The sequence below is a fragment of the Aliidiomarina sanyensis genome, from assembly GCF_003987175.1.
Classification (GTDB): Bacteria; Pseudomonadota; Gammaproteobacteria; order Enterobacterales; family Alteromonadaceae; genus Aliidiomarina; species Aliidiomarina sanyensis.
This window is the reverse complement of sequence record NZ_PIPM01000007.1, coordinates 24,686-45,288: the sequence shown is the minus strand read 5'-3', so window position 1 is coordinate 45,288 and position 20,603 is coordinate 24,686. Positions and strand designations below refer to the sequence as shown.

13 protein-coding genes are annotated in these 20,603 nt (G+C 51.5%); 7 read left to right on the top strand and 6 right to left on the bottom strand.

What is annotated here, in order from left to right:
• Positions 1–169 precede the first annotated feature (169 nt).
• Positions 170–2,488, top strand: coding sequence for a TonB-dependent receptor (locus tag CWE11_RS07820; RefSeq protein ID WP_126777062.1), 2,319 nt, complete (start codon positions 170–172; stop codon positions 2,486–2,488).
• 120 nt (positions 2,489–2,608) lie between these two features.
• Positions 2,609–3,292: a response regulator transcription factor gene (locus CWE11_RS07815; protein WP_241971756.1), complete on the top strand. Its 684-nt coding sequence runs from the start codon at positions 2,609–2,611 to the stop codon at positions 3,290–3,292.
• On the opposite strand, the gene CWE11_RS07810 is transcribed toward CWE11_RS07815, so the two are convergent.
• Entirely contained in the window at positions 3,278–6,688 is a 3,411-nt protein-coding gene (locus tag CWE11_RS07810) for a hybrid sensor histidine kinase/response regulator (protein ID WP_126777061.1), read from the bottom strand. The genes CWE11_RS07815 and CWE11_RS07810 overlap by 15 nt on opposite strands.
• 145 nt (positions 6,689–6,833) lie before the next feature.
• Here CWE11_RS07810 and CWE11_RS07805 point away from each other — a divergent pair, with 145 nt between their 5' ends.
• Entirely contained in the window at positions 6,834–7,490 is a 657-nt protein-coding gene (locus tag CWE11_RS07805) for a class I SAM-dependent methyltransferase (protein WP_126777060.1), read from the top strand.
• Here the strand turns inward: CWE11_RS07805 and CWE11_RS07800 are convergent.
• Positions 7,487–8,878 (bottom strand): serine hydrolase, encoded by a 1,392-nt coding sequence (locus tag CWE11_RS07800; protein ID WP_126777059.1) that lies wholly within the window; start codon positions 8,876–8,878, stop codon positions 7,487–7,489. The two genes, CWE11_RS07805 and CWE11_RS07800, sit on opposite strands and share 4 nt — an antisense overlap.
• Positions 8,879–9,018: 140 nt before the next feature.
• Here CWE11_RS07800 and CWE11_RS07795 point away from each other — a divergent pair, with 140 nt between their 5' ends.
• From CWE11_RS07795 to CWE11_RS07785, 3 genes are all read left to right on the top strand, one after another.
• Positions 9,019–9,456: an MAPEG family protein gene (locus CWE11_RS07795; RefSeq protein ID WP_126777058.1), complete on the top strand. Its 438-nt coding sequence runs from the start codon at positions 9,019–9,021 to the stop codon at positions 9,454–9,456.
• Between the two features lie 67 nt (positions 9,457–9,523).
• Positions 9,524–10,129: a DUF502 domain-containing protein gene (locus CWE11_RS07790; protein ID WP_126777057.1), complete on the top strand. Its 606-nt coding sequence runs from the start codon at positions 9,524–9,526 to the stop codon at positions 10,127–10,129.
• 41 nt (positions 10,130–10,170) lie between these two features.
• Positions 10,171–13,467: a S41 family peptidase gene (locus CWE11_RS07785; RefSeq protein WP_126777056.1), complete on the top strand. Its 3,297-nt coding sequence runs from the start codon at positions 10,171–10,173 to the stop codon at positions 13,465–13,467.
• Positions 13,468–13,541: 74 nt separating this feature from the next.
• Here CWE11_RS07785 and CWE11_RS07780 read toward each other — a convergent pair whose 3' ends face one another.
• Positions 13,542–14,564: an ArsA family ATPase gene (locus CWE11_RS07780; RefSeq protein WP_126777055.1), complete on the bottom strand. Its 1,023-nt coding sequence runs from the start codon at positions 14,562–14,564 to the stop codon at positions 13,542–13,544.
• Positions 14,565–14,624: 60 nt separating this feature from the next.
• Here CWE11_RS07780 and CWE11_RS07775 point away from each other — a divergent pair, with 60 nt between their 5' ends.
• Positions 14,625–15,005, top strand: coding sequence for a hypothetical protein (locus tag CWE11_RS07775; RefSeq protein ID WP_126777054.1), 381 nt, complete (start codon positions 14,625–14,627; stop codon positions 15,003–15,005).
• On the opposite strand, the gene CWE11_RS07770 is transcribed toward CWE11_RS07775, so the two are convergent.
• The 3 genes from CWE11_RS07770 to CWE11_RS07760 form a co-directional block, all read right to left on the bottom strand.
• Positions 15,002–15,280 (bottom strand): cory-CC-star protein, encoded by a 279-nt coding sequence (locus CWE11_RS07770; RefSeq protein ID WP_126777053.1) that lies wholly within the window; start codon positions 15,278–15,280, stop codon positions 15,002–15,004. The genes CWE11_RS07775 and CWE11_RS07770 overlap by 4 nt on opposite strands.
• Before the next feature lie 12 nt (positions 15,281–15,292).
• Positions 15,293–16,978 carry a carbon starvation CstA family protein gene (locus CWE11_RS07765; protein WP_126777052.1) on the bottom strand — a complete coding sequence of 562 codons (1,686 nt, stop codon included), beginning with the start codon at positions 16,976–16,978 and terminating at the stop codon, positions 15,293–15,295.
• Between the two features lie 217 nt (positions 16,979–17,195).
• Positions 17,196–20,429, bottom strand: coding sequence for a TonB-dependent receptor (locus CWE11_RS07760; protein ID WP_126777051.1), 3,234 nt, complete (start codon positions 20,427–20,429; stop codon positions 17,196–17,198).
• Positions 20,430–20,603 lie beyond the last annotated feature (174 nt).

Below are 20,603 nucleotides of genomic sequence, written 5' to 3'. Positions count from 1 at the left end.
TCTGCACTGATTTCCTGAGAATATAAAGCACTGCGATACTGTACTATGGTACAGGTCACAAAGTGGACAACTTGCGCTAATGTTGCTGCGGGATACAAAAAAATAACGTTTGCAGTCGTGATTACAGAAACGTTTGCATGACATAAATAACACCCCTGGGGGAAGCATCATGAACACAACGCAATCACAATCCTGGCAATTCCGGCGCAGTCTTTGCGCGGTTGCCGTGAGTACTGCATTGCTGGGTTTTGGGTTGCCAGCGATGGCGCAAGACGCAGAAGAAGCAGACACCACCGAAGCGACGGAAGAAGTTCGTCGTCTTGAACGTATTACCGTTACCGCTCGCCGAACTGTCGAAAACTTACAAGACGTTCCAGTGGCCGTTACATCGATTAGCGAAGCCGAAATCCTAGAACGTGGCCTCGATACGATTATCGAAGTTGCTCAGTTCTCACCAAACACGACACTGCAACAGAGCCGTGGCACCAACTCCACCATCACCGCATTCATTCGGGGCGTGGGACAAGAAGATCCGCTGTGGGGCTATGAGCCAGGGGTCGGGATTTATATCGATGATGTTTATATTGCACGCCCACAAGGTGCGGTATTGGATATCCTCGATGTAGAGCGCGTGGAGATTCTTCGCGGTCCGCAAGGAACCCTGTACGGTAAGAACACCATCGGGGGTGCAGTCAAATATGTCACACGCCGTATGACCGGTGATTCCGAGTTTGAAGTGAGCGCGACACGCGGCAGCTACAACCAGATGGACCTGAAAGCGACCGGACAGATTCCGCTGGTGCAGGACCACTTATATTTTGGGTTTGGTTACGCGAATTTACAGCGCAACGGTTACGGTAATTTCTTGATCAGTGCCTTGCCAAATCAAGATACCCAAAACTACAACAAGAAAGTGGAAGCCTTCCGAGCCACGATGGAATGGCGTCCAAACGATGACGTGTTCTTCCGGTTGAGTTATGACGAAACCGATGACCGCTCGAACGCAAAAGGTGGTTTCCGCCTTGTTCCGAGCATTCTGACCAACGCACCGGTGCCCAACAGCATCTATGATTCCTATACGAGCTTGCCAACCTGGAACCGTGTAGAAACGAAGGGATGGAGCTTACTTGGCGAGTGGGAATATAGTGATACCACCACATTCCGCTCCATCACATCGCAGCGGGAAAACTACTCGCCGACCAATATCGATTTTGACAACACACCGTTGCAAATATTTGATGTTCCGGCGATTTATGAAGATGAGTGGTTCACGCAAGAGCTGCAAATGAACTATCGCACAGACAACTTAACCCTCGTGTCTGGCTTGTACTACTACGATGCAGATTCATGCGGAATTTTTGACGCCATTCTCGGGGTGTTGGGGCAATCACTTGGTGCACCAGGCCTCACGCGAGAAGTTTCAGGGTGTTCGAACAGCCGAAGTCATGCAATTTACTCTCAAGGGACCTACCAAATTGATGATCGGTGGTCGGTCACTGCGGGGCTGCGTTACACCCGCGATGAGAAAGATGCCTTGGTCCGAAATGGTCTGATTTTTGATATCGTCTATCCAGAATCGGGTTGGGTTCCCGGCTACGTCCGTGGCCCTGACGTGGGAACACCGATCGTGCTCCGTGACAAAGAGACCTGGTCGAAAATCACACCAAAGTTTGGGGTTGAATATCGCCATAGCCGCGACACCATGTTCTACGCGAGCTTCAGTCAGGGCTTTAAGTCAGGAACCTTCAACCCGCGGGCAGAAGTGGCCGAGCCTGCGGCGGATCCAGAAGATGTATACAGCTACGAGATTGGAGTGAAGAGCGATCTCAGCGACACGCTCCGCGTGAATGCCTCAGCGTTCTATCTTGATCACAAAAACCGTCAATATATCTCGGTCTTCCCAGATCCGAATGATGCAACGGCATTGAACCAACGGTTAGGCAACGTTGGCCGCTCTGACGCCCGTGGCCTCGAAGTTGAGTTCCAATGGTTACCCATGAATAACCTCAACGTATACGGTAGCTTGGGATTGATTGACGCGAGCTTTAAGAATGTCTTCAGCTTTGACCCGAACGTCGGTCAAATCGACATTACGGATCAATACTCAATTACCAACACACCGAGCACCACGGCGAACATCGGCTTTACCTACGATTTCGATGTGGACAACGGCTCACTGCGCTTTGTGGGTAACTACAGTTACCGCAGCAGTTATGATGTCGTTGAGCTGAATAACCTGCTCACACAAGAAGGCTACGGCATGTTGAATCTTGGCGTGAATTGGTACAGTGATAACGGCAAATGGACTGTTGGTTTGCATGGTAAGAACCTGACGCGCGAAGAATATTTGGTGGGTAACTATGCATTCGTCGCCCCAGATCCAAACAACCCTGGGCAATTCTTGCCTGGCTTGGGTGGAGACACGACGCTGATTGGTTACTATGGCGCGCCACGGACCATATCGCTGACGGTAGGATATCGGTTCTAAGACATCTGTGTTCCTGGATGACACTGATTGCCACCGTCACACCTGTGTCGGTGGCTTTTTTATCCGCGCGAGGCAGTTGCACCGGAACCCTCCATCCGGTAAAACATGAAGGACCACAAGATGTTAGAAACCAATACTATGGCTCGTGCAATCATTGCTGATGACCATCCGCTATTTCGGAGCGCGCTCCGACAAGCTCTCGCAAACACCCTCGGGAGCGATGTGCTGGAGGCAGAAAACTTCCCGGATTTAGTGACGCTGTTACAGCAGGAACGGCAAATCGAACTGCTGTTTCTTGACTTAAATATGCCTGGGAATAAAGGCTTAACAGGCCTCACCACCATCCGAAACCAATTCCCGGATATTTTGGTACTCATCGTATCGGCCAATGAAGATATTGAGGTGATTCAACGGGCGATGGATTATGGTGCGAGTGCCTATATCCCGAAATCCGCTCCTTTGCCGGTCTTAATGCAAGCCGTGAGCTCTGTTCTCAATGGGGATAGTTGGCTTCCTGAGCACTTATTGGACCGGCTTACCGATCGACCCGACTCGAAATACAAAGATTTTGCGCAACGCCTCGAACAACTCACTCCTCAGCAATTTAAGGTACTCGCCTGCATTGCGGACGGTCTGTTGAATAAGCAAATTGCCTACGAGCTCGATGTCCAAGAAACCACCATCAAGCAGCACGTGTCGGCCATTTTGCGAAAGCTTGGGGTCATTAATCGGACACAAGCCGGTGTCATGTTCCACGATATGTTAAAAGTGGACGAGGAATCGACGGACTTACATTCCGAGTAATTTTTTCAGTGTTCTGCGAAGCGCTGCCTGTTTCAATGGTTTCGGAAGGAATGCAGCGCTCAACTCGATAACCTGCTCACGAATACTTTCATCAGGATCTGCGGTGGATAACAAAGCAGGGATAGCGTGCCCCCAGTGAGCCCTAATTTGCACAATACCGTCGGTTCCAACCGCATGATCGTCTAAATGATAATCCACAACCAGTAAGTCCGGTTGATCACTGACTAACAACGCTTCATCAATTGTGTGACATGCGTCCACTTCCGCACCCCACTCCATGAAAAGCGATGCCAGCGCCTGACGGAGCGGCTCGTCGTTATCAAGAAGCAGGATGCGTTGGCCAGTGAACCAAGTGTCCTGCCGCTCCATCTGCGGCCGACTTCGTTTGATTCGTGTGTCTTGCCAACTGTACACCGGAAGACGGATTGAGAAGCAGGTCCCATGCCCCACTTTGGAATGAATTTGAATGGGAATATCGAGCAAGCGACACATCCGATCGACAATCGCCAAACCAAGCCCAAGGCCAGGATTGTCAGCGTGCCGCTCGACTTGGTGAAACTCTTCAAAAATGACGCTTTGTTGATCTTCTGGGATCCCACGGCCAGTATCCCAAACTTGTAAATCAAGATGATGGGGACCACGGCGGCGCACACCACAAAGAATTTTTCCTTTATCCGTGTAACGCAGCGCGTTGGAGAGAAGGTTCTGCACAATCCGACTTAACAGGCGCTTATCCGTGTATACCGTGACTGCGGGCAGTCGGACTGCGAGCGTCAGCTGCTTATCCTCTGCAAGGTACTGAAATGACTCCGCGAGCGGCTGAAGGACCTCGGGCAAGGAAACGGGACGGAGCTCGGGCTTTAGATTTCCCGACTCAAGTTTGGTCATTTCCAATAGCATGGTCAGCAGCTCTTCGGCGCTCTGTAGCGATTGCTGAATTTGGCGCGCGAGTTTGGTATCGTCCTCTTGCCCCATCCGAGTCAAGCGTTGCTCTAACATTTCGCAAAACAGCGAGGCGGCATTAAACGGTTGCATCAGATCATGGCCGGCCGCTGCAAAGAATTTCGATTTACTGATATGCGCTTGCTCAGCCACATGTTTTGCGTGTTCCAACTGGGAATTGGCTTGTGACAGCGCGTGGGTCCGCTCTTGTACCCGTTGCTCCAGCTCTTGGTTAATCAAATGCAGTTCTTCTTGAGCACGCACTAATTCCGTAATGTCCGTGTAGGTTGTGACAAATCCACCTTCAGGCATCGGGCTGCCTTGCAGTTCAATGATCTGTCCATTCGGCTGACGGCGTTGATAGCGATAGCTGCTGCCCTGTTGTAGGTAATGCAGGCGCTTCGTAATTTCCGCTTGAATATCTGCATCGGGTTGACCAAAAAGCCCGCGTTCCGCGTTGTAACGAAGAATTTCTTGAACTTGCATACCGGCGCGAATAAACCCATCTGGGTACGCAAAAATCTCGAGATAGCGTGAGTTCCACGCGACCAGACGAAGCTCTTTATCAATCACGCTGATACCCTGTGGAATATTCTCAACTGAGGCTTGCAGCAGCTCCCGATTGAAGCGATAGAGCCGAGATGCCTCGGTTGCCCAATCTTCCATTGTTGCTGCGGTCACTTTCTCATGAGCCGCAAGTCCGCGCAGCACCAAACGACTCGCCGCACTGCCTATGGCCCCGGCCAGTTCCCGCTCAATCCGCTGGAATAGGAGCGGAGGAACCAATCCATCCCGCGGGGCCGCCGCAAGGGTTAACCCCAAACGCTGATCGAGCTGCCGGGTATCTTTGTCATCCATAAAGCGGGCCAATAGTGTGCGTAAGCGGCCCCAGGTAATTTGCTGTGCGCCCTCTGCTTCCGCCATTTCCCGCTCTGGGTAGACAAACCGTTGGGCATCCATATAGTCGACGCCTTTTGCTGGCCGCACCAACGAAATCAGGACGTATAGGGCGAGGTTCACACCCAAGCTCCACACCACCCCATGGCTAATCGACAAATCCGTCAACTGGGTGGTGGTACTCAAGGAAGGCAGCAACAGCAAATAACCCCAGATAATCGTGCCACAGGTAATGCTCACCGAGGCGGCTAAACGGCTTGCCCGTTGCCAAAACAAACCCGCGAGCATAGCAGGGCCTAACTGGGCGAGGAGCGCCATGGCAATTAACCCATTGCTCACCAAGGTCACACCGGCTTGGGTGGCCTCATGATACAGGTAGGCCAACAAGATAATGACCACCATTACACCGCGACGAATGGCCAATACGAAGCTGGGTGTGAGTTTTACGAGCTTATTCTGCGATTGACGAATCCGAAGCCAAAGTGGGGTAAGGACGTCGTTCGACATCATGATACTGAGCGCAAGCGTGGAGACAATTACCATGCTGGTTGCGGCGGATAGTCCGCCAATAAACGCAATCAAGCTGATGTCTGGACGCTCTGCAAAAACCGGCAGCGCCAGCAAGAACATATCCGTGGTGGCGTACTCGGGGACCAAAATTCCCCCCGCCAACGCAATGGGTAAGATAAACAGGTTGATCGCAAAGAGATAAAGTGGAAATGCCCAGCGAGCCGTGCGCAGTTCATCGGGGTGCGTATTTTCGATGAAATTGACTTGGAATTGTCGTGGTAGGAGAAACATCGCGAGCGCACCCAATACCATGTGCGTCAAATAGATATATAACCCCCCGGGTGGGGCTTGTAACATATCTTGAGTCACTGGGTTTACTGCCGCTTGCATGACGAGGTCATTAAACCCGTCGAACAATTGATAAACGCAGAACCATCCCACACACATAAATGCGAGAAGCTTTACTACAGACTCAAAGGCAACGGCATCCATTAAGCCCGGATGCTTTTCGGAGAGGCTCAATCGCCGCGCGCCAAAAAGAATGGAAAAGCCAATCATAGCGACGGCCACACCAGCCGCTACATCAGTAAACCAAGGGATCCGTGTACTGTCGATGCCCGTGATCGCTGAGAAACTTGCCGTTACCGCACGCAATTGCAGAGAGATATACGGCACGAGGGCGACCAGTGAAATCAGTGCGACACCACCAGCAAGTAGATGTGATTTACCGTAACGAGAACCTATCAGATCGGCAATCGACGTGAGATTTTGCTGCTTGACCACCATCAAGAGCTTCATCATGACCTGATGGGCAAACAAGAACACGAGAATGCCACCTACGTAGGTTGGCGCAAACCACCAACCATAATGAGCGGCTTGGGTAACCGTCCCGTAAAACGCCCAGGTTGTACAATGTACGCCGAGCGCCAAAGAGTAACGCCACGGGCGAGGACCAGAAACTTTCGAGCGCTCGCCACGCGAGGCAATCGTAAAAAGCAGTGCGAGATACGCAAACGCAGTAAACAGAACAAGACTAACGGGGAGCATGCCAAACGCCTTGTGAATTATTATTGTTGTGACCCGCGGTCGTCGTTATACAGCATCGTTTCTTTCGGGTACGATCCCATTTACAGTAGCACAACACCTTTTGTGGGTCGTGCAAATTTTCATCGAAATGGAGTGCTCTGCGATCATGCCCGATGCGTGCCCTATCTGTGCAACAGAAGCTGCCTCCCTCTGGCATACGGAGACTCGCAATCCCCTCGCTGGACGGGAGTTTTGGTGCTGCCCCCAATGCCATGCAGTCTTTGTTCCTGCATTATTTCATCCTGATGCTGCTGAAGAGCGGGCGTTTTATCAAACTCACGAAAACTCGCCAACCGATGCAGGTTACCGACGGTTTTTAAGCCGTACCCTCGAGGCCGTTCTTCCGTTCCTTCAGCCCAATGCGCGGGGGCTCGATTTTGGTTCCGGCCCAGGCCCCACCCTCTATCTGATGTTTGCCGAGCATGGCTATTCGTGTGAAAACTATGATTTGTACTTTGCGCATGATCCCGCCAAACTCGCGTCATCTTATGATTTCATTACAGCAACAGAAGTCTTCGAGCATCTCCGCGCGCCGCGTGAGATATTAGCGACTTTGTTTGCCTGCCTGAATCCCGGTGGTGTACTCGCCATCATGACCCAAAAGCCCACGACTCGAGATGCATTCGCGCGTTGGCAATACATTCTGGATCCAACCCATGTGGTGTTTTATCGCGATACGACGTTCGATTGGATAAGTCAGTACTTTGCGGCCCCAATTGTCCATCGGGGCCGCGATGTCGTGGTGTTTCAAAAACCACGTTAATCAGCGAGCGGCTGTCTCTCCCCACGTAATTGTTGGCCGCCCTGATGAAGTACGACGGAGACGACATGCCCCGCTGCATCACGCTCAAAAACAAACCGAGCGCCAAACTGACGGTTCTCAAACGTATCTTCCTCAGCATAGGCGACCGGAGCCGAGGGTTGTCCCGTGCCTTGAATATGGAGTTGGCCGTCTTGGACAAAAATTCTCAAATCAAAACCGGGCAGCAACGGATAGACGCCTTCGTATTGAGCAAGGTCTAGCTGTTCAGGCTGTTCCGGCAAGCGATACGGTGAGCCTGGGGGAATGGTTGAATCCATCAAATGCAACGCGAGTAACTGAATGTCGCCGGTTTGATACAGCGCCCCATTGGTTAGCACCACCGCTCCTAAACGGCTTTGTGGATCAAACGCCACCATGGAAGTGAATCCCCCTGTACCGCCCCCGTGCGCCACATAATTCACGCCACTTGCAGGAGCAATCATCCAGCCCCAGGCAAGATCACGACCACCGGGTGACAGCAAGGTGGTTTGACTCAGTTGCAACGCGGAAAACACGTCTGCGGGTGCCTCGCCGAGATGGCCTTTCACATAGTTCTCCAGATCCATCAAACTGGCCCGAACCGCACCGACCCCTTCCATATTTTTTGGCATGTGCCAATTCGCTACACCGTTGCCATCTGAGTTTGTTGGTGGGAGCGTTTCACCGCTAAATGAGGCAGTAGTCATTCCGAGGGGTGCGAACACCGTCTGTTCAAATAGGTCCGACAGTGACCGTTCGGCATGCTCGCTCACGAGTTGTGAGAGCAACATGTAGGCAAAGTTAGAATACGCGAACGCCTCACCCGGGTCGGTCGTCAACTCGGTCGTTTGGACCGCTTCCCAAAGTAATTCCTCTGTGTAATCTGCATATGGGTCACTGACGTCCGCTGGATTCAGGTTGCTGGGAAGTCGCGGCAATCCAGAGGTGTGCGTGAGGAGATGAGCAAGGGTCATCGACTCTGCACGCGGATCTGAAAAGCGCACCCCGTCCGGCAACAAGCTTGCTACCGTCTGGTTGATATCCAACTCTCCCTCACGAACTTGTGCCGCAACCAAAGCACCCAACATGGTCTTGGACACAGAGCCAATTTCAAATCGGCTTCGCTCATCCGGCAGCGGGGTCTGTGCATTCGCGCAGGCAAACCCACGCTCAACCTCAAGCACACCCTCCTGGTTTGGTGCAATGCGCGCAGCAGCAATGCATGCTCCTGACATATCACCGGAAATGCGCCCTTCGACCGCATTTTGCACGGGTACTGGCGCATTATCTGCAATGCCTGGCAGGCTCCAACTGAGCCCTGCAATGCAACATAACCACAAAGCCGTGCGGCGCGTCCGTAATATTTTCATGATTCCATCCTCGTCTTCACTGGAGTTCAAACTATACTTCTTGTTATAAACAGAGCGGAAGAAAAATTATTCCCATCAAATAAATGAATTCATTTCCGTCACGGTGATACATTCCAGACTTTACGTATAGAGGCATCGATATGCAAAATCACAGTTTTCTTGTTCAGGATTACCACACATCACTGGTGTGGCTTGGCATTCTGATTGCCACCATTATGCTGCAATGGTTTGTGGCGAGCTTTGCAAAAGCCCGCCAACCAGGGTCCGTTCCCGGTCTACCGCCTCGCGACGCCGCTCATCGCAGCTTCACGTTCCGCGCATGGCGGACACACCAAAACTCACTGGAGAACGCGGGAACGATGGTGGGTGGCGCATTATTTGCCATTCTCGCCGGGGCAAATCCGGTTTGGTTACAAGCACTCATGGCCATTATGGTTGTTTCTCGGATTGCGCACATGCTGCTTTACTACGGCATTGCGACCGAGAAAAATCCAAGCCCACGGAGCTACTTCTTCGCGATTAGTTGGTTTTCCAATATCGGTATTATCGCACTCGGATTTGTTGCACTGTTTGCATAAATCTTGTCTCAGAACATGCTAGGCTGTCTTCATTCTATACTGCACAATGTAAGGGAGACAGCCGAACATGAAGTTACTTATCCAAAGCCTGCTCAAAGGCCTTGCTATCATTCTTCCCCTCGTTATTACCATTGAGATTTTTCGCTGGCTCTTACAGACCATTGAAAGTGCTCTCGCACCTCTGCTTCAGCTAGTCCTCAATAACGATTGGTATTATCCCGGGATGGCGCTTTTGAGTTTTATTTTCTTGTGTACCGTGGTCGGGTTTAGCGCGCGGTGGCGTGGGATTTCATGGTTATGGGAACTGCCAGGCAAAATTCTGATGAAGATTCCTGGCGCAAGCCAAATCTATGGCATTTTGCAGGACCTGATGGAGCTGATGTCGGGAAAGAATTTTGCCGATGAATCCGTCGTACTCGTTAAACTCCCTCAATCAGACGTTGAACTGATTGGTATTGTAACCAAGAAAGGCGGTATAAAAGATGACCGGATGTCGTCGCTGATGAGCGACGAACAACTGGCGGTGTTTTTACCCATGGCGTACAACGTCGGCGGCTACACAATTATTGTCCCGAAATCCTGTACGAAGAGCATCGACATGAAGCCCGCCGAAGCGCTCCAACTCGTGCTCAGCGGCGGATTAGGAAAATCGAATGCGTCCTCGCGCTCGTAACAAATAATTCTTTTTTGACGTTTGAACAACGGAACTCTCTCATGCAACAAAAAAACATACGTTTCGCTGCGCGGCTGAGCACCCTCGCCCTCGCGACTACTGCAATTCTGGGCGGAATAAGCACCAGCTTGGCAGAAACTCAAGACGGTTATTTTCGCGCACCCGCTATTCATAACGATGTGATTGTCTTTACCGCGGAAGGCGATCTCTGGAAAAAACAGAAAGACGCCAATGTCACGCGACGCTTAACGTCCCATGCCACCGAAGAACTCGGCGCGCGAATCTCACCAGATGGTCGCTCAGTAGCTTTTGTAGCGAATTATGATGGCGAGCCCGAAGTGTACGTAATGCCACTCACTGGAGGGGTGCCCCAGCGCGTGAGCTTTGAGAACAGTCGCGTCCGAATGCAAGGATGGACGCCCGACGGCCATGTTCTGTACAGCACGGACAATATTGTCGGTCCTGCGAACCAATGGGTCCTTCGTCAAGTCGATCCAAGTACCTTGGAAACCAAGACCTTACCGTTAATGGATGCCATTGAGGGCACGACAAGTGCTGATGGGAGCCACATTTACTTTACGCGTTTCGGCTTGCAAGCTACCGCAGACAATGCACGGGTGTATCGTGGCGGAGCCAAAGGACAAATTTGGCGTTATACCGCGGGTTCAGAACAAGAAGCCCATCACTTAACGGCTGACCATGAGGGATCGGTGCGTCGCCCCATGTACTGGAACGGACGCGTCTATTTTATTAGTGATGCCGATGGAACACCAAACCTATGGTCCATGGCGAGCAACGGTTCAGATTTCCGTCAGCATACAGACTATGCCGATCTGCAAGTCTGGGATGCAAACCTCCACAATGGTCGGATTGTGTACCAACGGGGAGCCGATCTTTATACCTATACCATCGCCAATGGTCATTCAGAGCGCATTGCAATTGAGTTAACCAGTGACTTCACGCAGCGCCAAGAGCGCTGGTTAGAAAACCCAGTAAGCTACTTGACCGATGCCACCTATACCCTGACAGATGATGGGACCGATCAGGTTGTGTTGACGGCCCGCAGCCAGGTGGCGATTGCGAGTACCGGCTCGCGTAGGGTGGTCGAAATTCAAACACCGACCGCATCGCGGACCCGCTATGCTTTATTGAGCCATGATGGGAATTGGGTCTACGCGGTGAATGATCACTCCGGCGAGAATGAAATCTGGCGTTTTCCTGCGGACGGCCGTGACGGGGGCGAACAGCTAACCACGAACGGTCGGGCATTCCGCTCGGGGATCCACCTTGCGCCAGATGGTCAATCATTGGCACATCATGATCATCGAGGGCATTTGTACCTGTTAGATTTAAGCTCAGGCGAGGAACGCTTGGTTTTTGATGGCAGTATGCCGAGCCGAGGTTATTCTGATGTGCAATGGTCGGCTGATGGTTCCTTACTCACCTTCACCATTGAGAACCGAACCGCACCTTCGCGCAATCAAGTCGTGCTCTATGATATTGCATCTCAAGAACATGTGATTGTCACTTCAGAGAAGTACGAGTCGTATTCACCGGCGTTTAGCACCGATGGGAAGTGGCTGTATTTCCTCTCAGAGCGGACATTTAATCCAACACCATCGTCACCGTGGGGTGATCGGAACATGGGGCCGATGTTTGACAAACGAACGCTAATCTTTGCGGTTGCGTTGAAACCCGATGCCTGCTTCCCATTTGCCGCACCGGCAGAAATCATGCATTGCGATAATGAACGTGCCAGCGAGCAAGCGGTTCGCTTCGAAGGGCTCCCGGAGCGCCTTTGGCAAGTTCCCGTCGCGGCAGACAATTATTTTAACCTAAGCGCGAACGATGACCGACTGTATGTTCAAGCCCGTGAGGCCGGATGGGGGACACCACCGACCTTGTATTCTATTGCGTTCACTCATACCGACATTAAACGGGAAACCTTTGCCAACAATGTTTCCCGTTACGCGCTTTCGCACGATGGGAAACGGATGTTCTATCAACAAACCGGCGAACACAATATGTTCGTGGTGAACGCAGGCGCAAGCGCTCCCAGTGACGTCAGCCACGCACGGATTGCCACACGCAATTGGCAACTGGCATTTTCCCCGCGGGAAGAATGGCAGCAAATGTTCCGAGATGCTTGGCTGATGCATCGTGAATTCTTATTCGATGTGAACATGCGTGGGGTCGATTGGGATGCGATGTACGAGCGCTACGCGCCTTTTGTTGCTCGCTTAACCGACCGCCATGAACTGGATGATTTACTTGCGCAATTACTGAGTGAACTGAACGTACTGCACTCACAAGTTCGCGGGGGTGAATATCGTCAGCCACAGGAACGGGCGCGCGCAGCGACCCTCGGCGCACAACTTCAAGTTGTACCTCAAGGTGTCCAGATACAAACCATTTATCGCGTGGATCCGGAGTTGCCGAATCAAGCCGCTCCGCTCTCTGCTCCGGGTGTGGATGCACGGGAAGGCGATATCATTACGCACGTAAACGGTCGGGCGGTTGCCCACCCCGGTGAGCTATTGCACGCACTGCGAGGCACCGCCGAACGCCAGGTTCTGCTAACGCTTCTGCGGACTGAGGGCGGAGAACAACGGGAACTTCAGACCGTTGTGCGTCCTGTCGATGGGCAACGAGACCATCGTTTGCGCTATGAAACCTGGGTTCAGAATAATCGCGACCGTGTTCACGAAGCGAGCGATGGTCGCTATGGCTACCTGCACCTTTATGCGATGGGAGCAAACGACATCAGCAGTTTCGCGCGGGAGTTCTATGCAAACTTCCAAAAAGACGGTTTGATTATTGATGTTCGCCGCAATCGAGGCGGTAACATTGATAGCTGGGTACTGGAGAAGCTTCTGCGCCGTGCTTGGGCGTTCTGGCAACGCCGTGGAGGTGGTGATAGCTTTACCAATATGCAACAGGCCTTCACTGGACAACTGGTGGTGCTCGCGGACCAGCTCACGTATTCCGATGGAGAAACCTTCTCCGCAGGTGTTCGAGCGCTCGAGCTTGGCCCAGTAATTGGGATGCAAACTGCAGGGGCTGGGGTGTGGCTCTCTGATCGCAATCGACTGGCGGATCGCGGCCTCGCACGGGTTGCCGAGCTCGGTCAGTATGCGGTCGATGGTCGTTGGATATTGGAAGGATCAGGGGTCAACCCAGATATTCAGGTCGACAATTTGCCGTTTACCACCTTCCAAGGACACGATGCGCAGCTTGAACGGGCACTCGAGGTCTTACGGGAGTTGGTCGAACAGTCGCCACCACCTGAATTGATTCCAGGGTCCTTGTCGGCGCCGGTAGGCGATGATATTCGCTAACAGCACCTAAGCAGAATCTTAGTAGAAAGCCTTGTGACAGAGAGCGGTTACAAGGCTTTTTTATTGAGTGTTGTTTAAGGTGTTTTAAACACCGAGCGAAGCTGTTCCACGCCCTGAATATCGGTGGGTTGCAGCGGGACTTTGAAGAGCGGAAGCCTGTTAAACGCACCTTCAATTTCTTGTAATCGTTGTGCCTCTTGTTGCCGACGAATCGCCAGAAATTCGCCATCCGCATGGCTAGGCAACACACGATTCACAAAGATACCACCAACCGGAACAGACTCCTCTTGCAATGTTTTCACCGCGCGTTGTGTCTCAAGAATCGGGAGTTTCTCTGGTATCAACACATACAAAAGTGCCGTGGTTGACGGATCTTTTAAGATCCGCCTCGTGCGCTGAAATAACCGCTGGCGCTGCAGCAAAGTTTCTGTAATCCCGCGACTACGGGGACTCATTTCAGCAGTTGCTAACTGCTCAGGCTCACCAAGAGGATTATCCACATCCTTGCCGGCCTTAGGGCTCAAATGGGCTAGGACACCACTGAGTTCTGAAGACTTCTTATCATGTTGCAGCATGCCTTGTGTCCAAGCCGCCATGGCCTCAGGCAAAGTTAATAAACGCAATGTATGGCCCGTTGGGGCCGTATCAAAAATTAGCAAGTCATAGTGGGCCAATCCATGCTCAATCTCCCGACAAATTCGCTCGAGCAGGGCTGCCTCTTGAGCCCCAGGAGAGTTTGCTGAAAGACGAAGTTGACGCTCTGCTTCGGCATAGAGATCAGGATGCACGAACTGCTTCATTTGCTGAATAATTCGTTCTAAGTGCGCGCGCGCCTCCTTGTCTGGGTCGATTTCAAGCGCATCTAGATGTGCATAAACAGATTTTATTTTTCCCCCAATGGAAGTGTTGAAGGCGTCTCCTAGGTTGTGGGCGGGGTCTGTCGATATCAGCAGAGTTTTCTTACCCATCTCCGCGGCTTCAAGGGCAAGCGCAGAGGAAATCGTGGTCTTGCCGACACCGCCTTTCCCACCCACAAGAAGCAGCCGCCGGCCGAAGAGGTCTTGTTTTTCTTTGATCGAAAAATCCGTCCAACTCATATCCAACATACCTTAGGCTGTTTTAGCCTGCTAGACTCAAGAAAAGCTTGAGGAGCAATCATGACTTTACTTCGCTTGGGATTGCTATGTGTCATCTTTGTGATTATGGCAATGACCTATCAGAATCACGTACCGAATGGTGCGCTGATGCTCGTTAATTTTTTACCTCTGCTATATCCAACACTCGTCATCCTGCTCTACCCTCGGCTGAATCGCTTGTGGATGCGAACGCTGTCGGTTGCTGCTTTCTTCACTACTTTAATGCAGGGAAACTTCCAGATCTCTTTGTTTTACGGTTGGGCGGGGCTCGAAGATCGTGCGCAAACATACCACGCCGTCGCACTGTGGGCACCGCTTTATAGTTTGATGGTGGGTGGGTTTGTCACCCTTGCGATATACATCGTGTTACGCATCAAACTCGCTCGCAATGAAAAGATTTAGCAGCAGCGAATATTGTCCAGTGGCGAATGCTCCATGCCCATTCGAATGTGCCATTCATGGAACCGTTCGAGCATCAATGGCTGCAATTCGAGAGTGTAGAAACTCGCTGGATTTGGAATACCCATTAACTCCGAGTAAACCATCAACATGAATAAATCGTCTTGATCGCGTTTTGCCCGAGCTATCGCAGAACGATAGGGCGCGTTGTACGCCTCTTCGGCAAATGCATTGGCTTTGCGCCAGAGCGCTTTGATACGACCAAGACGATCATTCATAGCTGACCTCGCTTAATCTTTGACTTCAGAGGATTCAAGCTCACCTTTGCGCAGTTTATTCAATGTGGAACCACACTCAAGCGCAATGAAGATAGCGGCAATCAAGACCACAATATCTAAACCAAACAAGAACCAATCTTGCTGCTCATAGAAGGTCCGTAGCTGAATAATGAGTGCCGCCACGGTCATGACTAAAAGAAACAGCAATGGAATCAAGGTGTAATACATTGGCCGACCATAGCGCACCAAAATCACCGTAATCACCAGTAACGTCAAACCGGCTAGTAACTGATTCGTGGTACCAAATAATGGCCAGATTAACAGACCACCCGAGCCATCTGCGCCACCCGCACCAAACGCAAGCAAGACACAGGCACCCACAGCGAGTAAGGTCGCAGGAATGACTTTTTGCATCCATTTGATGTCATAGATTTGGCCCCACTCTTGGAAAATGTAACGCTGAAGTCGCAGCCCTGTATCCATCGTGGTTCCGGCAAAAAGCACCGCCATCACGGTTAACAAGGTTTGTGCAAGCCCTTCACTCAACCCGATACCGTTGCTTAAGATGTTGGCACCACCGGCTACGAACGCATTCACGCCACCTTGACCGAAGCTATGATACACCGCCTGCCAGTCCGCTAAGGTTGCGAAACCTGCCGCCGCAGCAATAATAGCCGCCAGCGCGAGTGAGCCCTCACCAACAGCACCAAAATATCCGACAAAGCGTGCATCGGTTTCTTTATCGAGTTGCTTTGAAGTGGTACCGCCTGCAACCAGACCATGGAATCCAGATATCGCACCACACGCAATGGTTACGAACAGTAAAGGCACGATCGACGGCGTACCCGCCGGCACATCCGTATTAAAGGCCGGAGCAACCATGTCTGGTCCAGCAAGCAAGACCGCTGCATACAGTAGAATCAAGCCAATAAAGAGCTGCAGCCCGTTAATGTAGTCCCGTGGCTGGAGCAGCACCCATACTGGAAGTAGAGAGGCAATGGCCGCATAACCAAACAGGATAATAATCCACTGGGCACGGTCGGACAGACCCATAAAGGTTTCCGGCAGTGCAAGGGGAAAGGCAGGACCGAGGCCAATGAGTGTGTAGAGCGCTATCACACCAATAATCGATACGGCGAGTAAGCCCACCAACTTTCGGTAGATGAGCTGACCGATAATCAAGGCGACAAAGATGGCTCCCCACACAGGGATAACAGCACTATTAAAATCGACAAGGAGTCCAGCAATGACCACTGCAAAAACAGCATTCACCATCAACAGTACGAGGAAAATCACAATCATAAACAAGCTGCGTGCGCGCTTGCCCACCACGTCACCCGTGAGTGCACCGATTGATTTTGCTTTGTTACGGTTACTGGCCCAAATGGCACCGGCGTCGTGTACACCAGCAAAGAAAATGGTCCCTAAAATGACCCACAGAAAAGCGGGAACCCAACCCCAGATCACCGCAATTGCGGGGCCAATGATGGGGGCAGCACCCGCAACAGAGGTAAAGTGGTGACCCCACAATACGTATTTGTTAGTCGGAACGAAATCGACGCCATCTTCAAATTCGTGTGCGGGCGTCCGAAAATTCGGGTCGAGTTTGTAAATCCTTTCCGCGATAAACTTGGAGTAAAAAAGGTACCCCAAAGCCATAGCGCCAATCCCTGCAATCAAAACAAATATTGCATTCATAATGATTTCCCAGTTGTTGTTATTGAAAGCAAGATAGCAGACCTATCAGGTAGCTGGCTAACCTAACATGCTTTCAAAACGGATCAGATTAGACTTTAGCCCAATTGCCTTCTTGAATTGGGTTGTTCTCATTTTTATCCCGCGAAGAAGCCTTTTGCGCACAAAAAAAACCGGCCTCATATGAGGCCGGTTTCACTAGCTTTCGCTTGGAATTTGCTTAGAAGCGGTAACGGATACCGATTTTCGCATTCCAGGTTGAGGCGCGCGCATTGTAACGAACCGCGTTCTCAACGCCACCGAAGCCACCGAACGGAGCACCGTAGATGTACTGTCCAGTTTCTGGATCGATTTGAACAGACGCTAAACGAACACCGGTATCAGAGAAGCTAACCGTGTGACGCTGGTTCGTGTCCAACAGAGCGAGAACGTTACGCAAGTCGAAGTAGATCGCACCACGGTGGTTGTTGAACAGACCTGGGATTTCTTGCTCGAAGCGGAAATCAAGGTTTGTCACGTATGGACCACGGCGACCTTCGTTACGCACTGCATAGCCACCTGCATAGCGCGTTAAGTTACCCGCTTCCAACCACTCAGCGAACTGCTCATACGTCAACCCACCAGTGTAGCGAACGTTTGGATCGTTCGGGCCAGTCGGGATGTACGGCAAGTAGTTGGTCGATGTCCACAAGTTTTGCTGAGACGCATCACCGAAACCACGGAACTGGAAGGTATCCAGCGCGTAGCTCCAAGGACGACCCGAGCTGCGATCGAAGAACAGGTTGAAGTTCGACGCATAGCCCGCGAAGATTTCCGTACGGTAGTTCAAGCTTGCCATGAAGCGGTGCTTGATTTCATACGAAGCAACACCAACAGTTGGGTTTTGCTTGTCGACTGCGGTCTGGAAGTTGTAGTTCGAGTGCGCAGTTGATGAACCACCAGACGTGATGTCTTTTACGTCTTGGTTGGTGTAGCTCAAGCGCAGGCTCAGACCGTTGTCCCAGTTGTTACCGATGCTGAATGTCGACACGAGCGAACGGCCACCTTCAACGTTGGTCAACATGACGTCGTACCGGTTGGTGTTAAAGCCACCAATTGTGGTAGGACGTGGACCAGCCAGTGGATCCCAGCTTACATACAGTGGACGACCGCCCGCTGAAGTCACCTGATTTCCGTTGTCGTCCAACAAAGCAACTTTCGCCAAGTTAGTCCATGCAACTTCACGATCCTTCTGCGTGTAGATAACTTCTGCTGACGCAAACCAGCCATCACCTAGCAAAGGAATGCTCAGGTCAGAGTAGTCCAACGCCAAGCTGTAACGCGTGTCGTATGGCATTCTGAAGTTTGGATCGATTGGTGTGGTGTTACCGTCACCTGCAGACAGTGCATCACGCATTGACTGAGGAACTTGACGGATATCAACGTCAGAGACGTTGGTCAGGTTAGGTGCTGCAACAATCGTCACACCGTCGTTGGTGTAAGCGTTTGAAATCCACACGTTTGGACGACCACCCGAGAATTGACCTACACCACCACGTACTGTGATGTTGTCTGTCCACTCGTAGTTGAAGCTAAAGCGCGGCAACCAGAGATCCAGACCGTCCATGTTCATGGTATTGTCGAAACCATAACGGTCGAAGAAGTTCTGGTTGAATGCTGGGCGGTCGCTTGAACCGAAGCGCTCATAACGAACACCGAAGTTCAGGGTCAAATCCCAGTTTACGTCCCAGCTGTTTTGCAGGTAGAACGCCGTGTTGTTGTACGCAAACTCAGCAGCACCATCACGCGTAACGTTTGTGAATGCGTTTTGGTAAGCGATTTGGTTCGCGAAACGGTTTTCGAAGTTCTCAACGCTGGTAAAGATAAATGAACCTAACGCGTCTTGAATGAACTCGTTGAATACGTCAATTTCTTGGTACTCAGCACCGAACTGGAGCTGATGGTTACCAATTAGGTATTCACCGTGGATCTGGAACTCGGTGGTTTTGGTTTCAAGGCTGTTCGCATGACGTGAACGGTCTGGACCGATGTTAATCTGACCGCCAGCACCCGCTGCGTTTTCATCATCAGTAAAGCGAACCTGAACCTGACCAAAGTTACGGCCAAGGCTTGGATCCTGTCCAGTCGCAACGTCCTTCACAGACGCTTTAACCTCGGTGCTGAAGTTTGGTGACCAGTTGGAGTACAACTGCAATGCAAAGTTGTCCATGGTCTGAGTCCGCGTGTACCAATGCGAATTCAAGTTCAGGTTGGTCACACCGCCCGTACGGGTGTTAAACGCCGCTTCGTCGTCAGCACGTTGATATGTGAATGATGCACGGTGGTCGTTGTTGATGTTCCAATCCAACTTAACGAGAATCTTCTCGTCTTTTTGGTCAGGACGCACGTTCCAGTCGCCTGGCTCAACGCCATACACGTTGCGCGCGATGTTTTGAATGCGCTCAACCAACGCAGGATCGATTTGCTTTTGCTCAATTGCAGAAGAACCAGCAGGACCTTGATCGATTGACGTCGGCTCTGAGTAGTTCTCATAGTTTACGAAGAAGAACAAACGGTCACGTAAAATTGGACCGCCCAGGCTAAAGCCATAGGTTTCCTCTTTGTATTCGAGATTCGGGCGGTTTCCACCCAAGATGCTGCTGCGCTTCGGACGGCCTGCAAGGTCATCTGATGCGTATTCATAGAATACAGAACCGCTGAACTCGTTGGTTCCTGAACGCGTAACCGCGTTGATACGAGCACCAGCAAAGCCAGAGTAACGCGCATTGAATGGTGCGCTCTGGATAGAGACCTGCTCAATCGCGTCGATTGAGATCGGTGTCCGGTTCGTTGGGTAACCACCGGCGTTCAAGCCGAAATCATCGTTCTGGCCAATCCCGTCAACCGTGATGCTGTTGTAACGTGGGTTGTTACCACCAACGGTCAATGAGCGGCTGTCGTCGCCCAAGTCAGCTGCCAGTGGGTTTTGACGCACGATGTCTTTAAGATCGCGGTCAAACGTTGGCATGTTTTGAATTTCTTGTGCACCCCACGTGCTCGAGGAGCCCGCTTGCAGTGATGTGGTGTTAATGGCGCGGCCGGTGACCGTGATGCGCTCGATGTTCTCGCGACGCGGCTCAAGCTGTGCACTCAAACGGTACTGATCACCTAACTGCAGGAAGATATCTTCCAGAGTTTTTCCTTCGTAGACTTCGGAGTCGATCATTACAATGTAAGGACCGCCAACCCGCAGACCAGAAGCGGTAAAGATACCTTGGTTGTTAGTGGTGGTAGTCTGAACAGTACCAGAAGGTACGTGCTGGATGATTACGCGAGTGTTGGCGACCACTTCACCTTGTGGTCCAACGATTTGTCCGCGCATGGAGGAAGCTGTTTCCGCCAGTGCAACACCAGACATACCCAACGTAAGCGCTACTGCCGCGGCGATGCGGGTCAGTTTCGTCGTCTTAGTCATGCCAAATTTCCTGCATAGTTAGTGTGTGAGAGTTTGTAGAGTAGCTTGGACGCGTAACGATAATCCCGAATTGTGACAATTCGATGACGACCGCATGAACGAAACGCGCGAATTCTATTACAAATAAAGGACAGTTTCACAGGTTTTTTGTCCAATTTAGCTTCTTTTTTGTTG

Excerpts from the sequence above, each read along its gene's own strand:
- CWE11_RS07775 (WP_126777054.1), top strand. The coding sequence starts at position 14,625 with ATGACTTTACTTCGCTTGGGATTGCTATGTGTCATCTTTGTGATTATG.
- CWE11_RS07810 (WP_126777061.1), bottom strand. The coding sequence starts at position 6,688 with ATGCTCCCCGTTAGTCTTGTTCTGTTTACTGCGTTTGCGTATCTCGCA.
- CWE11_RS07765 (WP_126777052.1), bottom strand. The coding sequence starts at position 16,978 with ATGAATGCAATATTTGTTTTGATTGCAGGGATTGGCGCTATGGCTTTG.
- CWE11_RS07795 (WP_126777058.1), top strand. The coding sequence starts at position 9,019 with ATGCAAAATCACAGTTTTCTTGTTCAGGATTACCACACATCACTGGTG.
- CWE11_RS07820 (WP_126777062.1), top strand. The coding sequence starts at position 170 with ATGAACACAACGCAATCACAATCCTGGCAATTCCGGCGCAGTCTTTGC.
- CWE11_RS07800 (WP_126777059.1), bottom strand. The coding sequence starts at position 8,878 with ATGAAAATATTACGGACGCGCCGCACGGCTTTGTGGTTATGTTGCATT.
- CWE11_RS07805 (WP_126777060.1), top strand. The coding sequence starts at position 6,834 with ATGCCCGATGCGTGCCCTATCTGTGCAACAGAAGCTGCCTCCCTCTGG.
- CWE11_RS07785 (WP_126777056.1), top strand. The coding sequence starts at position 10,171 with ATGCAACAAAAAAACATACGTTTCGCTGCGCGGCTGAGCACCCTCGCC.
- CWE11_RS07790 (WP_126777057.1), top strand. The coding sequence starts at position 9,524 with ATGAAGTTACTTATCCAAAGCCTGCTCAAAGGCCTTGCTATCATTCTT.
- CWE11_RS07760 (WP_126777051.1), bottom strand. The coding sequence starts at position 20,429 with ATGACTAAGACGACGAAACTGACCCGCATCGCCGCGGCAGTAGCGCTT.
- CWE11_RS07780 (WP_126777055.1), bottom strand. The coding sequence starts at position 14,564 with ATGAGTTGGACGGATTTTTCGATCAAAGAAAAACAAGACCTCTTCGGC.
- CWE11_RS07770 (WP_126777053.1), bottom strand. The coding sequence starts at position 15,280 with ATGAATGATCGTCTTGGTCGTATCAAAGCGCTCTGGCGCAAAGCCAAT.
- CWE11_RS07815 (WP_241971756.1), top strand. The coding sequence starts at position 2,609 with ATGTTAGAAACCAATACTATGGCTCGTGCAATCATTGCTGATGACCAT.